12 protein-coding genes and 1 tRNA gene are annotated in these 13,918 nt (G+C 54.4%); 3 read left to right on the forward strand and 10 right to left on the reverse strand.

Translation table 11 applies throughout. The features are described 5' to 3' along the window. Nucleotides 1–48 precede the first annotated feature (48 nt). Nucleotides 49–324, forward strand: coding sequence for a hypothetical protein (locus tag V6607_RS01750; protein ID WP_008435692.1), 276 nt, complete (start codon nucleotides 49–51; stop codon nucleotides 322–324). A gap of 602 nt (nucleotides 325–926) precedes the next feature. Here the strand turns inward: V6607_RS01750 and V6607_RS01755 are convergent. From V6607_RS01755 to V6607_RS01770, 4 genes are all read right to left on the reverse strand, one after another. Further along, nucleotides 927–2,489, reverse strand: coding sequence for an anti-phage dCTP deaminase (locus V6607_RS01755; RefSeq protein ID WP_134325581.1), 1,563 nt, complete (start codon nucleotides 2,487–2,489; stop codon nucleotides 927–929). 11 nt (nucleotides 2,490–2,500) lie between these two features. Next, on the reverse strand, nucleotides 2,501–2,671 hold the full coding sequence (locus tag V6607_RS01760; RefSeq protein ID WP_166742137.1) for a hypothetical protein: 171 nt from the start codon (nucleotides 2,669–2,671) through the stop codon (nucleotides 2,501–2,503). A 770-nt stretch (nucleotides 2,672–3,441) separates the two neighbouring features. Continuing rightward, nucleotides 3,442–3,666, reverse strand: a complete 225-nt coding sequence (locus V6607_RS01765) for a hypothetical protein (RefSeq protein ID WP_134325582.1) — start codon at nucleotides 3,664–3,666, stop codon at nucleotides 3,442–3,444. 933 nt (nucleotides 3,667–4,599) lie between these two features. Continuing rightward, entirely contained in the window at nucleotides 4,600–5,211 is a 612-nt protein-coding gene (locus V6607_RS01770) for a hypothetical protein (protein WP_134325583.1), read from the reverse strand. A gap of 421 nt (nucleotides 5,212–5,632) precedes the next feature. Between V6607_RS01770 and V6607_RS01775 the strand changes: the two genes are divergently transcribed. Then, the gene (locus V6607_RS01775; RefSeq protein ID WP_134325584.1) at nucleotides 5,633–5,980 is read left to right on the forward strand and encodes a hypothetical protein; all 348 of its coding nucleotides are present in this window, start codon (nucleotides 5,633–5,635) and stop codon (nucleotides 5,978–5,980) included. Nucleotides 5,981–5,995: 15 nt separating this feature from the next. Here the strand turns inward: V6607_RS01775 and V6607_RS01780 are convergent. Further along, a protein-coding gene (locus V6607_RS01780) for an IS3 family transposase (protein WP_134326149.1) occupies nucleotides 5,996–7,146 on the reverse strand; the annotation gives its coding sequence in 2 pieces (ribosomal slippage) (nucleotides 5,996–6,912 and nucleotides 6,912–7,146; 1,152 coding nt in all). Between the two features lie 209 nt (nucleotides 7,147–7,355). Here V6607_RS01780 and V6607_RS01785 point away from each other — a divergent pair. Beyond that, complete coding sequence (locus V6607_RS01785) at nucleotides 7,356–8,132, forward strand: hypothetical protein (RefSeq protein ID WP_134325586.1); 777 nt, start codon at nucleotides 7,356–7,358, stop codon at nucleotides 8,130–8,132. Nucleotides 8,133–8,299: 167 nt separating this feature from the next. On the opposite strand, the gene V6607_RS01790 is transcribed toward V6607_RS01785, so the two are convergent. The 5 genes from V6607_RS01790 to V6607_RS01810 form a co-directional block, all read right to left on the reverse strand. After that, complete coding sequence (locus tag V6607_RS01790; RefSeq protein WP_134325587.1) at nucleotides 8,300–9,406, reverse strand: hypothetical protein; 1,107 nt, start codon at nucleotides 9,404–9,406, stop codon at nucleotides 8,300–8,302. 588 nt (nucleotides 9,407–9,994) lie between these two features. Next, a tRNA-Phe gene (locus V6607_RS01795) sits at nucleotides 9,995–10,070 on the reverse strand. Nucleotides 10,071–10,173: 103 nt separating this feature from the next. Further along, the gene (locus V6607_RS01800; protein WP_087693327.1) at nucleotides 10,174–10,446 is read right to left on the reverse strand and encodes an oxidative damage protection protein; all 273 of its coding nucleotides are present in this window, start codon (nucleotides 10,444–10,446) and stop codon (nucleotides 10,174–10,176) included. Next, nucleotides 10,443–11,510 (reverse strand): A/G-specific adenine glycosylase, encoded by a 1,068-nt coding sequence (mutY, locus tag V6607_RS01805; protein WP_087693328.1) that lies wholly within the window; start codon nucleotides 11,508–11,510, stop codon nucleotides 10,443–10,445. The genes V6607_RS01800 and mutY overlap by 4 nt, the downstream gene beginning before the upstream one ends. Beyond that, nucleotides 11,507–13,723: an AsmA family protein gene (locus V6607_RS01810; RefSeq protein ID WP_134325588.1), complete on the reverse strand. Its 2,217-nt coding sequence runs from the start codon at nucleotides 13,721–13,723 to the stop codon at nucleotides 11,507–11,509. The genes mutY and V6607_RS01810 overlap by 4 nt, the downstream gene beginning before the upstream one ends. Between the last annotated feature and the right edge of the window lie 195 nt (nucleotides 13,724–13,918).

A 13,918-nucleotide genomic window follows, 5' to 3' on the forward strand; every position in this document is an offset into this window, starting at 1 on the left:
GGGTACTTTCGTGGTGATGAGTTTGGGTGCGACATGGAAGCAGTAAAAATGGATTTTGAGTATGCCGGTGCCGAGAGCGTCGGTAGTGCCCACGTGATCGGCCGTTCCTGGCTTGGCGGCCTCAGCATCTGTTTCGACGGAGGCTGCAGCTACCCCTCGATGATCAGCGTGCTGGAGGCTGTGTTCAGGCGCTACGGACGCCTGGTGCGTTTTGGCGAGTCGCTCTCGGCGCAGGATTGGATTGCGCGCGTGGAGGAGAGTGGTTTTCACATCTCCGAGCAGGAGCGGGTTGCGGTGTTGACGTTGATGCGGGGCGGTGGCTGAAGGAGTCAAAAACGGCAGGCAACAAAAAACCCGCACCAGGCGGGTTTTTTGTGTGTTTCAGATGATGTTTGCACCACCTGAAACTAATTAGTGGTGCCAGAGACGGAATCGAACAGATGGCTATAGGTCACGTCTTTTAAGGGTCTGTCTTGCGGCTATATGTAAATCTACTCACAAATCTACTCTCTTTTTTAAATGTACCTCCGATTTGACCCCCTTCCGGCTGCGACAGATTTGATGCTGTTCTCCAATGTTGATTCCTGACAAGTGGTTTGGCAGCCTGGTCGTACTCTTCCTGAGTTGGTCGCGGCGCCATGTGATATTTCCACCATTGTGAGGCGCTCTCGTCGGTGTCTCATGCCGGCGCTACCCCGTATCGAGGTAGTGGCCGCTTTTTTTTGGGGGGGGCACAAGTGAGATACGTCGTGGTGCTGGGCGTGCCAGGTTCAGTAAATTTACATAAGTATAAGAGACCCGGGATGGCGAGGGTCTCTATTTGAATGAATTAGTGGCGTTTTTTGCGTGAAGCGGTAGGGAGTAATTTTAATATTTCAATATCGGTGAAAGAATCAAACAAGAGAGGGCGGTGCGCTCTCTTGTTCTTAGTTTGGTAGCGGAACGTTGTGTGTGCGAGCAAGGTTAAAAACCTTAGCCTCGACATCTAAGTAAGAGTCTAATATTTCTTGAGATACATGGCTGGCTTCTTTATTCATTATCGAGATCGCCAATCCTTTCTCATCCTTTCTCTTGGTGTTGAACGCAAAGAAAGCAGTGTATCGTTTCGGTGATACGCCCTCGAAAGTCTCGAAGATTATTTTATTTTCTGCTATCTGATCGATGGAAATCGCATCAGAATGAAGTGCCATTGCTAGGCTTTTTTCATAAGGTTCGATATAGACAACTCGATCTATACCTGAGGCTATTATATGTCTCGCGCAGTTGTGGCACGGGTAAGTTGTAGTGTACATCACCCCTCCGGTGGTTGTGCCGGCCGGTTTGCGAGCAATGTTTAAAATGGCCTCCATTTCTGCATGGATCGCACGAGAGTACTCAATCAATGCACCTGCCGGTGTTTCTTTTAATATTTTTTTTGAGATTTCTTCGGCGAGGCTGGGAGGGATTTTTCCCGATGTTTCTAATATCCTTACAATGCTTTCGACTAGTCGACTTTTATGGAAGTCGTTGTAACATTTCCTTCCGTGGTTGACACATCTTTGGTCATTTACATTATCAGCTGAATAAAGACCTCCACCGGCTTGCGGAACGTCATTCCAGCCTACTGAAAGGATATTACCGGCTGAGTCAGTGATCGCAGCTCCGACCTGCCGGCTGAGACAGGCAGATTTCAGCGAGGCTGAGTGGGCAGCATACATCCCCGATTCATCTCGAGTTGGAGTGATGCCATTTTGTCCGTGAACAAGCCCTACGAACCTGCCGCAAGGTTTAGATAAGTTGCCGATACTTGTCAGATGATTTCTTATGAAGAAGTCCGATTTTTGAACTGTCTTCTCTAGTAGCTGACCATGATCAAGATTCTCGTTTCGGTCTCTTTCAATCAGCTCTTGAGCAGCTACGGAATTCATTCCTTCCTGCTTGAGTTGATCTATTCTTGAGTGCTGAGGGCTCATTACGCCAACGAGATAGAATATATTTTTGTAAACTAGTCTGAAGAGTTCTACTTCTGCGGGGTTTTTAAGTTGGTCAATGATATAAACAGTTCGCGGTGGGTCTTCTTCTTCGCTAGCGTTAATCTGGAGTTGCCGAGATAATGAAAGATTGTGAATAGCTAGGGTCGCTAGAGCATCATCCCCAAGTCGCTTGCGAATACTATTGCCGAGGTCTTGAAGTACACGATAGCGCTCATCAACACCAAGGCGATTTAAGTCTTTTCCGAAGTGTTCTGATGGAAGGGGGTGAGTTGCGAAATATTCTTTAATTATTGTACTGAGCTTAATAGGAATTACGTGGTAATTACATAAGCCAAACTGGTTTTTTAGCTCTTCGACTACATCGGCTAGATTGCAGCCAACAGCACCGCATACGCCAATTACAATTTCCTTTGTCAGTCGAGATTTTATGCGTGCTTGTATATTTTTTTCTTTTTCTTCGTTAGCAGCAGTAGCTTCGCCCATGCTGGGCAAAGCTTTTACATTCCCTGTACTCATCTGATTCCTGCTTACCAGTCGGTTTTTTGAGCGCGCCTTGAGATTTGCTCGGCCGCAATCTCGTACTCATTTTTTTTCTTTTTAGCCGCAAAAGCATCGGTATAGATCACAGCGCCTTTCAGGTCGTCCTGGGTTTTCAAGTCCGTCCGATCTGACCTTCCCGTTCTTTCCTGAATGTTCATATGCTATCCCTTATGGATCGGTTAAAAGCCTTGCAATTCTCTATCTACTTGTGCTAGGGCTTGCTTGGTGTGGCCCGCGTAGATGATAAACGGTATAGCTCAGAATTTGTTATGCGTTGGTCTGAATTCATAATTGTTTTTTTCTACTAGAGAAGGGTTTTACCAAGAAAACCCAGATCTTGAGGCGCTTTCATCAGAGTGTGGTCATGTGCGAACTGCAAAGGCATTAATTCGTAATGGCTGGGATAATCATTAGCAGTGACTGCGCCCCGGGAGTCATCGTTCAATTTTACGGATGCGCTTGGTCCTTAGGTCTGACAGATTGTGTTGTATCTCCTAAGCTATCTCCCAGATTAAAAATTGTTTTGGTGTCCTCGGAAATATCTGATGCGGCAAGCACCATCGCGTCACTACTCACGCTTGAAGCGGCGTATTTATTGGATCGCGGGTGATTTGACGCTGGCATGTCGGGGGAAATCCATCAAGGGGCTGTCTCGTATGGCCTGGAGCGCTAACGATTTTTTCTGGCTCGGTATTTCACCACTCCATCCCTCCAGCGTGGGCCTGGATATCGATCGGGCAGTTACCTTGACAGCTACCTCTTGAATTCTTGACGAGGCCGGCGCTGGCCAAGCTGCGCGAATGCGCGCAAAGCTTTGCCCTGCGTGGCTTTCAGCGTTTCCAGCGCTGGTGGCGCCGGAGAAATCCGTCAAGACCTGTCTAAAATTCGTCAAGGTTAGTTAAGGATTGGAGTGAGCTATCACAGGCCCTTACACATCGCCCAGACTGACGGCGACGGTCAGCTCGGCAATGCCCTGGCGAATGAACACCAGGTTCTCGTCGAGGGTTTCCAATGCGCCGCGCACGTTGTTGGCAATGTCTGCCGATCCGCGCTGTTCGACCCAGTTGGAAAGCTCCTCCACCGCGGCGCCCAGGGCGAGCAGGATTTGGTTGAGGCGGTCGAACAGGCTGGCAATCAGTTTGGTTTCCGTCATGGTGGCTCTCCGTGTTTCGGGAGAGCGTAGCACCGGCGCCGCGAATGCCCGGAATCACCTTTACGTGGTTTGCGTCTGCCGGCGGCAAAGTGCCCTGGTGATGTGATACGGAATTTCCCCGCATCTAAGCGTGAGCCCCGCCCGCATTGGTCGCTGCGCGTTCTCAGGCGGCCACGCTCGCCGAATCCGTCTCATGCCTGTCTCACATTCGCCAGCGATTCGGTAAAGGCCAGGTAAAAGTAGGCGGGCCGAAGCGCCGTATCCGTCTGGGGCCTGTCAGGGGTATCAGCGGCCACGGTGCGCTTGTTTCACGGGCTGGCCACGCGATAAGCCTCAGACGCCCACCCGGCGTGGTTTTGGTCTGATGGCTGTCTCGCATTAAGTCAAAGTGTGGTCAAAGTAAATGCCGGCGCCAGCGTGTTGCGATCTACACGGTGAGTTGAATTCAACACTCAATGCTGGCGCGGATCGTGCGCGCCGGCCAGTCGACGCCCGGGGCGTGGGTTTGGTCTGGGCCCGGCCAGGTTGCCAGTGGAAACCACTGCAAAACCCTGGAAACCACAGTGGAAACCAGCGCCAGGCAACCATAACTTTTGATAGCAGGCTGGCGGCCTGGTTCCCGTTAGAGGGTGCGAACCAGAGATGCGAACCTCAGTGCGAACCTGCTACCGGTACGCGCCCAAATGCTTACCAACCGTGCGTGATGAGCTGCGTACTTCATGTGCGCAATTTGCGCAGTTAATGCGCATTCCGGTGGCGAGCCGTCGCTGGCGCGGTGGAGCCTACATGCCGGCCTGAGCATCACGCCGCCCCAGTGCGTGAATATGCTGCGTGAAGGGTGCGTGAGACCTTGGCGGGGGGAGGGCTTCGCGCATTGACCAGGTGCGCGAGGGCCGTGCGCGAAGTACTGCGCGAAATCGCGGATGCCTGCGCCTATTGAATACCGCACTGACGTAATGCGACCTCCAGCGATTGGTCCAGTACATATTCCCCGGTCGTAGACGCTGCTTGATTCAGTCCAACAGTGCGATAGATAAGTGTCTTGCCGGATCGCATCTCTTTGAGAATTGATTGAGCCTTCTCACCTGTTGACGCGGTAAACGGAGACATGGACCGTGCTGTAGCCTCCATCGCAGTCTTATAGGCGTTTTCCACTATTTGTTGCTGCTGGGGATCTTTCGGTGCGTAGGCTTGCATAGCTTTGAGCTGGCCCTCGGACACATAGTCCAGCGGGGTTTCGCTGGTGCTGATCGTCCATGCCTTGTTCTGATCGACTCTGAGCTGGACGTCGCCGACCGGGATCAAGAAGCGGCCGCCGCTTTTCACGCCCACTCGTAGGTCGCCATTTACCACCTCAATGTATGGGTAGTATTGATTGCTGACGGTGTATATCCCGCCCCTTGTGTAATAGGTGCCCACCGTGACCGCACAGCTGGATTTATCAGTGAATTTGTCAGTGTTGCGTACAGTCACCCATTCGACGGCGGGGCCGGTAGCGCAGCCTGACGTCAGTAGGGCGAGCAATAAGACAGGGACGAGCTTCACATTCACATTCCTTGTATTGGGGTGGGTTGGGTTGGTCAGGCGGACGGCAATATAGCAGGCGTGAATGCTATACCGCGTGGATCGGCCAGTATTTGGTTCGCTCCTGGTGTGTTTCTCCGAGAGGTGTTGGACAAACAGTTGGCCAATCAAAAGTGGTCACTGATGGCGGTCAGCGCGACTGATTAGCGTCAGGGGTATACGCCCGCATTGGCTTCAAACTGTGTATGCCTAAGTGGAGACTTTTCAGCTTTTGAATGCTGCTGGTCAGGACATCCACGAATCAAAAGAAAGTTCGATGCCCGCTGAGAATTAGCTTGGTGATCGCTCACTGCTCTATGACAGTAGGGCTGGTTCGGTACTCGTAACTCAACCTGCTATTCTCTGTGCCGCACCTCCGACGAGCAGGCCGGGAGCCTTTGAGATGAGCTTCATCCCCAGCTGTGATAACAAAGAAGATGCAATCACAACTCTCTCCAAAATCTATTCCGTCTCGGCTAAGGAAATTGAAAAAATCCTGACGCACCCTGATGTGCTCGAGATAGGGAGATGCGACACAGAACTTTTGTCGCCCTGGTTCCCCTTTATAGTTAGCCGTCTATTGGGGGCCACCCCGCGTTATGAGATAACGAGTGCCGCTTACTATCATTCAACGAGCTACGACGGGTGTTCTGCGTGGTTTGATGAGGGATTGCTTGGCTCATCAGATGGCATTCAACGGTTTATCGAAAAGATTTCATCGTTGATTCCAGAAGAAAAAAGAGAGGCCTGAATCGCCCCGGGTTTTCTAGACACTCTCCAAGCTCGCTGTGTAACGCTTTTCAAACTCTACCGGTGACAGTTGATTGTTGAAACCATGACGTCGTTTTGGGTTGTAAAACATCTCGATGTAATCGAATACATCCCCACGAGCATCTTGCCGCGTGGTGTAGATTTTTCTCTTGATTCGTTCCCGTTTCAGCAGCTGGAAAAAACTCTCAGCTACGGCGTTGTCGTGGCAGTTACCTCGACGGCTCATGCTGGCGACCAGGTTGTTGGCCTTTAAAAAGCTGCGCCAATCAGAGCTGCTGTACTGGCTGCCCTGATCAGAGTGAATCATTACTTCCTGCTTCGGCTTACGCCTCCACACCGCCATTAGCAGTGCATCGATGGCCAAGTCGCTCGTCATTTGTGACTTCATTGACCAGCCAACGACTTGGCGTGAAAACAGATCGAGCACCACGGCCAAATACAGCCAGCCTTCATATGTTCGGATGTAGGTGATGTCGGTGACCCAGACTTTGTTGGGCTCTCTGACATCGAACTGGCGCTTCAATAAATTTGGTGAGGCAACCGCTGGTTTGCCGCCAGATTTTCCTGGGCGTCGCCGATACCCAGTTTGAGAACGCAAACCCTCAAGGCGCATTAACCTAGCCACCCGATGGCGGCCACAGCTCTCGCCGACCTCGCGCAGGTCATCATGGATCTTGCGATAACCATAAACACCACCGCTTTCCAGCCAGGAATGCTTGATCAAACCGAGCAGTCGTTGATCATCCTTGGTTCGCGCAGATTTTGGTTCGGATAGCCATGCGTAGTAGCCGCTGGGATGAACCTTCAGCGTCAGACAAAGACGTCGAATGGAGTAGTCACCCGCAAGCTGCTTAATAAAGGCGTACTTCAGCCGCACTCCTTGGCAAAGTACGCGGCGGCCTTTTTTAAGATGTCTCGCTCCTCCGTCACCCGCTTTAGCTCAGCACGTAGACGGCGAAGCTCGGCACTCTGATCGTCCTCCTGAACGCGCTGCTCTTGGGGCTTGGTGTAGCGCTTAATCCAGGCGTAGAGGCTGTGCACGGACACACCCAATCGGGCAGCCACCTCCGAGACAGGAAGCTGCTTTTCGGTCACTTGGTTGACCGCCTGGATTTTGAACTCTTCGGGATAACGCTGGTTGCTCATGGCACCTCCTAATGGGCCTCATTTTAAGGCATGGAGGTGTCTACGAAACCCGGGGCGATTCAGTTAGCAAAAGTTAGTCCCGTGAGAGGTGTGCCCCAAGTGGTAAGACTAGCTTCAGTCTCTCCATCTACGACTATCATTGCGCTTTCAAGTGGGCAGCCTGAATCGTCGACAATTCCAAATATCTCTAGATCGCAAGGAGCCGTCCGATGGGGTTTTTTTTCGAGCCATACCAAACTGACTGCTGCTGTCTGTGTGGCTCCCCAGAATCTCTCACGGGAGAGCACAAGGTAAAAGCTTCTGCTTTACGAAAGATCTTTGGCAGAGAGCCTATGGTCATCGGCAGCTTTGATGGCACGAGCGTCCCCCGCGACGCGCAAGGTCCAAAGTCCCAGGCCTTTCATTTCTCGGCTCGCATATGTGCATTATGTAATAGCACTCAAACCCAAGCTCCTGATCGCGAGTTTGACCGGTTTCATGCCTTGGTATCTGAGCTGCTTTCGCAAGGTAAGGCTCCAGAAACCGTATTCAGCCTGCCGCAATATGATCTGTCCTCCACTCCGTACCTCAACGTATCCCGCTACTTCGCCAAACTTCTATGTTGTCACGTTGCGGAGTCGGGTGGCCCGCGCCCATTAGCTGTTAGCGAATTTTCATTGGGCCGCACGGGTATTAACGCCGTAGGTTTGTATATCGATGCTGATCCAACATATGAAACCTTTCATGAAAGTTTCGGAGAGCATAAATATGCGGCGCACGGAGGGCTCATTGTGCCTGTAGATTCAAAAACACAGCTTCCTACCAGCTTTCGCAGTTCGCTCACGCTAGGTGCGGTTCGCTATATATTTTGGGTCAGGTTTGGCGCACTGGCTGGACTAGCTCTTCAAGTGTTTCACCAGCCTTTTTTCGAAAAATGCCAAGCGGCATATCGTGAAGCGCTAAGAAATCCGCTGTCAGATGATGAAAGGCGTCGCCTAGGTATCTAATGGTGCTGACCGGATATTCCTTTGATGGATGGTAACCAGGAGAGGTGGTTTCATTTGGTAATTGACAGGTGATCTGGTATACGCCGAAAACTTGTCAAAACTTGACATAGGGGCAGCGTGGAGCCTGACAAAGCCTGACATTAAGCGAGTAATCGAACTCCTGTAGATCATGCCACTAGAACTTCCTCGACAACGGGCAGCGAGGCTTTGAATTGCTTCCCGTTTGAGATTTTTTGAAATCCAAAAGGTGTCGACATGAGCACACTTCCAAAATCATTTTCTGGAATTAGCCCTGGGCTCCACAATTGATGCCTCTCTACTTCAGCTACAAGATCTGCAAATTGATCCTCACTCTCGAATTCCACTATTAAAACCTCAAATCCAATTGTTGAGATCTCTGCAATGAGCCCCGGTGGCAAGTCCGCGCCTGGTTCAATGTAAGCCGCCACCATACGCCCGCCCAAACGGTCATTAATCCGCATCTGTCGTTCATACCCTTCATCGTATTGTGGACCAGGCGCATCGCTAGAAAGGGAGAATCTCCCATCATCGGATAATTCGATTTTCCAGGCCATGGGTGGGTTCTCGCTGAACCTTCCGACAATAGTTCGGGCCGGGCGAAATGACTCTGCAATTTCCTGTCGGAAAGATTGGAGCAATTCAAAGAAGAAAATTGCTATCTGTAAAGCCTCTCCGATCTTTGCGTGGGAGACAATGACTGGCTGGCCTCCGTTTCTTCGCCTTACTCGCAACCCTTCAGGAACGAGAACGTAGTCGGCATGCGCTATGGCATTTCTGATGTCGTCCCGAAAGGTGGTCTCTAACAATCTCGCCAGGCTGCTCATCCCTATTTCAGTCGCAACCCGTGCTAGGTGCCGAAACATCGCGTTAGCGTTTGGGCCGATTATAGCTCTGGGTTCAGGACGCACTCGGACGAGCTTTTGAAACGGCCAGAGGTTGTAAGCCTTCAACTGAGGGATCTGCATGGTGTTCAATAGCCCCTCGTACACACCACCCGCCTCGGCAAGATGCGCATAGAGGCATAGCACTTGGCGAAGCTCAGGCCTAGTCAGAGGGGCACCCTTCGATCCAAGCACTTTCAGCTCATCGAATACCTCGATAGCGGTTGCGATCGTATTCCAGCCGGCATCTTGAATGCCACGAAACTCAGCGAACAGGGCAGCAGCAGTGTCTATCTCGTTAATTTTTCGCGCATATTCAAACAAGTAGGTGAGCTGGGTGTTCAGCTCCCGAAGATAGGCTTGAGCTTCCATGTTTTGCCTCTGTATGCATGTGGTTGCTAACGGATTACGATTGAGCAGAGTGGTTACTTTTGGTGGTTACCGGAGTGGTTACGGCGGCCCAGCGAGGCGGGGGTGAAACAGACGATTTGGTCTGAGTGAGACCATATCGTCTGTTTCAAAGCGTGACAAAGCCGCCGGGAGGCGGCCCTATCTTTTCGTTACAGCGTGGTAGGGAGAATGTCTAAAACACCGTCACCGCTTGTTGATACGCGGTAGTTTTTCACCTTTCCGTCCGTGACGATTGCCTCTCGCTCTTGCCTTTCCGCACCCATCCCGCAGATGCCGCTTCCTTGGTATGCCGCACCGACTACGACCGAGCCAGCAGGGACGTGGAGGGTAACCCTTTCTCCAGGCTTGAGTAATGCGGCCGCACCAGGCGGGCGTATTGCCGTTCTGGTGTGATTAGATTTCTAGACCGAACTGGATCTACTCACGATCTACTCACATATGTTTGGGCTTACAAGGGAACGGTTGGGAACCGTAGAAAGCAAAAAACCCGCACTAGGCGGGTTTCTTGTGTGCTTTCAGGTGTGCTTGGCATCACCTGAAAACGAAAGGTGGTGCCCAGAGACGGAATCGAACCGCCGACACGGGGATTTTCAATCCCCTGCTCTACCGACTGAGCTATCTGGGCAACGGGGCGCATTAAACGGGTTTTTCAGGGGGTCGTCAAGCAAGTTTTCAAAAAATATTTAATTATTACCGTCGCTTACGGGCCAACCCCCAAATTTGATCAATTATTCAGCAGGTGGCACGTAGCCGTCGGCCTTGGCGTAATCCTCGCCGGAAAAGTACTTGTCCATCTCGCCCTGCAGGTATTTGCGGTCTTCGGCGTTCATCATGTTCAGGCGCTTTTCGTTGATCAACAGGGTCTGGTGCTTTTGCCAGTCAGCCCAGGCCTTGGCGGAGACGTTGTCGAAAATGTCCTGGCCCTTGGCGCCAGGGAACGGGGCGCGCTCCAGGGCGGGCAGTTCTTCGTGGTACTTGCGGCAGATGATGGTGCGGGTCATGACGGAACTCCTGCGTTCAATACTTCAGCCGCGCGCTTCAGCAGTTTCTTGACCGGGGCGGCAAGGCCCAGGCGCGGCGGGGTGGCGAGGTTATACCAGAGCCAGTCAGCCTCGGCCACGTGATGGGCAGACTCCTGGACCTGGACCAGCCAGGGTTCGATAGCCAGTTGGAAGTGGCTGAAGGTGTGGATCAGGCTCGGCAGCTCCTGGTGTTTGCCCAGCGCCAGCGAGTGCTGGTTGGCCAGGTGTTCCAGGTCGGCCAGGTCATCCAGCTCCGGCAGGCTCCACAAACCGCCCCACAGGCCCGTGGAAGGGCGACGGTAAAGCAGGATCGCGCCCTCGTCATTGGCCAGCAACGGCATCAGCGTGCGCTTCTGGGGCACGGTCTTGCGTGGCTTGGGGATCGGGTAGCGGGTTTCCAGGCCGAGCAGGTGCGCTTCGCAGCCCTTTTCCAGCGGGCACAGCAGGCAGCTGGGCTTGCTGCGGGTGCAGAGGGTGGCGCCCATGTCCATCATGGCCTGGGTGTAGGCGTTGACGCGGTCATGGGGCGTAAAGCGCTCTGCGGTGGCCCACAGCTGTTTGGCGACCTTCGGCTCGCCCGGGTAACCCTCTTGCGCGGTAAAGCGCGCCAGCACGCGCTTGACGTTGCCATCGAGGATCGGCGCTCGCAGGCCCATGCTCAGGCTGGCAATCGCACCCGCGGTGGACAGGCCAATGCCGGGCAGTTCGGTGAGTTTTTCGACGTCACGGGGAAACTCGCCGCCATATTCGGCAACGACGATCTTCGCGGTCTTTTGCAGGTTGCGCGCCCGGGTGTAGTAACCCAGCCCGGTCCACAGGTGCAGCACTTCGTCTTCCGGCGCGGCAGCCAGGGCTTCGACCGTTGGCAAGGACGCCATGAACCGGTCGAAGTAGTTCAGCACGGTGCTGACCTGGGTCTGCTGCAACATGATCTCCGAGACCCACACCCGGTAAGGCGTGATGCCCTGTTGCCAGGGCAGGTCATGGCGACCGTGGCGGTCGTACCAGTCGAGCACCGCCGTTGAAAACTGCTCGTTTCTCATCGTTTGAACAGGCCTTTAAGCGCGTCTTTCAGCTGTGGATTGACCTTGTCGAGCTTCTGTTCAAGCTTCTCGCTGAGCTTGTTGCCCGCCGCCTTGATGGCGACCTGGCTCAAGCCGTCCTTGTCCAGGCGGCAGGCCTTGGCGCCCAGTTCCAGCGGGCCACGGCAGCGCAGCGGGACTTCGATGTTCTGGAAATTGGAGCCCACCTGGCAAGCCGGGTCCGGCACGTCGCGCTGGTCGCCTTCGACGATGATGCCGACGCGGTAGTCCATGCCCAGCACGCGCAGGTCGACGTCACCGTCGCCGTTGACGGTCAGGCCCGGGATGCGCACTTTCAGGTCGGGGTTGCTGGCCACACCATTGCGCAAGGTCAGGTTGCCCTTGAGTTCCTGGAACGGGGTGTCCTTGCCGCGCTGGTCGCCGCTGAGGGTCTTGCGGTTGAGCAGGGCGATGCCGGTGCACAGCTGTTGCTCGATGTTGGCGTTGAGCAGCACGCCGTTGTTGATCGCGAAGCTGGCGGTACCGTTGAGGCTGTCGATCAGGGCTTTCTGGCTATTGCCGCGGCCGTTGAGGTTGCTGTCGAGGGTGAGCTGGCCCTTCACCGGCGGGTTCTGCCCCTGGGCTTGCAGGATGCGTTCGACCGGTACCTGCTTGATGCGGGTTTGCAGCGCCAGCAGCGGGATGTCCTGGCGCACGTCAAGGTTGCCGTTGGCCTGGAAGGTGCCGTTGTAGAGGCCGCCGCTCAAGGTTTCGAGCTTGAGCTGGCCATCGAGGCCGGAGGCTTTCAGGGCGGCATTCTGGATTGGCAGCTTGCTCAGGGTCAGTTGGCCAAAGGACAGGTCGGCGTTTACGTCCAGGGTGCGCAGGCGGGTCAGCGGCAGCAGCTTGTCGGTACTCCACGCGGCTTTGGTCGGGGCGTCCGGCAACGGTGTGGTGCCACCGGCCGCCATGGCGCCGGCTTCGCTGTTCTGCACTTCAGCCTGGCGTGCGGCCGCGGCGCCCTTGGCGGCTTCGGACTTGGCCGGCAGGTAGTTGTCGGCGTTGAACGTATCGGCCTTGAGCTGCACCCGCAGGGATTGCCTGGCGAAATCATCCACGGCCACGCGACCGGTGAAGGTGCTGTCGTCGAGTTTCAGGTTGAGGTCTTCAAGCGCCAGGCTGGTCGGCGTGCCCTTGAGGCGGCTGACCAGTTCGACCTTGCTCAGGCTGCCGGCGGCCATCGGTGGCAGCGGGTTGCCGACGCTGTCGAGGAACTTGGCCAGGTCAAACTGGGCAATCGACAGGGCGCCGCTGAGCTGTGGAGTCTTGTCCAGGTCGTTGACCTTCAACTCGCCCAGGGCGCGCAGTTGGTTCAGCGACAGCTTCATGCCGGTCCATTCGGCGATATTCGCAGACTGGTCCACCAGCAATTGGCCCTGGGTCGAAAAGGTCACAGTCTTGCCTTGCAGCGGCTCGCCGGTGGCTTCACCAGTGACCTTCATGTCTTCGAACTGGTAGCGCTTGAGGGCGCGCTGAATGCGCAGGTTGCCGTTGACCTCGGTCTTGACGCGCATCAGCGGCTGGTTGGTGCCGAAGAACGCGGTGAGTTTGACCGGGATGCTTGCACCTTCGTGCACGGCGCCGGCACTCAGCTGGATGCTTTCGGCGCTGAACTGCTTGCCGGTCTGCTCGTCGTTGTATTCGACGCGGGCGTTGTTGATGGTCAGGCTGTCGATGTCCAGGCGGATCGGCTGCGGCGGCTTTTCAGGCTTGGGCGGTGTGGCCGCTTCAGCCACGGCAGGCGTGGTGGCGGCGGTAGCCGGGTCCGGCACATTCTTGCCGATGTCTTCCCAGTTGCCGTGGCCATGCACGTCTTTGTTCAGGCGCAGGTTCAGGCCTTCGACACGTACATCGCTCATCTGCACTTCACGGCGCAGCAGCGGCAGCACGCGCACCGACAGGCCGAGCATCTGTAGATCGGCAAACGGTTGGCTCGGATTGGTCAGGGTCGCAACGCTGGCCTCGTGCAATTCAAGACCGAGCCAGGGGAACAGGCTCCAGCCGATGTCGCCATTGAGCGTCAGCTCGATGTGGGCCTTGTCGCGGGCAATCTGGCGAATCTCGTCTTTGTAGTCGTTGGGATCGAAGAGATGGGTCAGGGCAAAGCCTAGAGCCACAATGATCAGCAACAGCCCGAGAAGTACCAGACCCAGGATTTTGCCGAACGCTTTCATGGGCGAGTCCTTGTATGTCGATTTTAAAATTTAGCCGAAGAGTATAACGCTCGTAGCCCTATGGCTGTTTAGGGATCGTTACATGGCGTCAAACAAATCAGATAACTCCAGAAAGGTGATATCAGTTTGGTTTTTCTGTCATCCACAGATGCTAATCTGCGCATGTTCGTCTGCCGTCTGCGACTAAACGTCGCG

It is taken from the genome of Pseudomonas sp. KK18, from assembly GCF_037094675.1.
In the GTDB taxonomy this organism is placed as follows: Bacteria; Pseudomonadota; Gammaproteobacteria; order Pseudomonadales; family Pseudomonadaceae; genus Aquipseudomonas.

Excerpts from the sequence above, each read along its gene's own strand:
- V6607_RS01750 (WP_008435692.1), top strand. The coding sequence starts at position 49 with ATGGATTTTGAGTATGCCGGTGCCGAGAGCGTCGGTAGTGCCCACGTG.
- V6607_RS01755 (WP_134325581.1), bottom strand. The coding sequence starts at position 2,489 with ATGAGTACAGGGAATGTAAAAGCTTTGCCCAGCATGGGCGAAGCTACT.
- V6607_RS01760 (WP_166742137.1), bottom strand. The coding sequence starts at position 2,671 with ATGAACATTCAGGAAAGAACGGGAAGGTCAGATCGGACGGACTTGAAA.
- V6607_RS01765 (WP_134325582.1), bottom strand. The coding sequence starts at position 3,666 with ATGACGGAAACCAAACTGATTGCCAGCCTGTTCGACCGCCTCAACCAA.
- V6607_RS01775 (WP_134325584.1), top strand. The coding sequence starts at position 5,633 with ATGAGCTTCATCCCCAGCTGTGATAACAAAGAAGATGCAATCACAACT.
- V6607_RS01785 (WP_134325586.1), top strand. The coding sequence starts at position 7,356 with ATGGGGTTTTTTTTCGAGCCATACCAAACTGACTGCTGCTGTCTGTGT.
- V6607_RS01790 (WP_134325587.1), bottom strand. The coding sequence starts at position 9,406 with ATGGAAGCTCAAGCCTATCTTCGGGAGCTGAACACCCAGCTCACCTAC.
- V6607_RS01800 (WP_087693327.1), bottom strand. The coding sequence starts at position 10,446 with ATGACCCGCACCATCATCTGCCGCAAGTACCACGAAGAACTGCCCGCC.
- mutY (WP_087693328.1), bottom strand. The coding sequence starts at position 11,510 with ATGAGAAACGAGCAGTTTTCAACGGCGGTGCTCGACTGGTACGACCGC.
- V6607_RS01810 (WP_134325588.1), bottom strand. The coding sequence starts at position 13,723 with ATGAAAGCGTTCGGCAAAATCCTGGGTCTGGTACTTCTCGGGCTGTTG.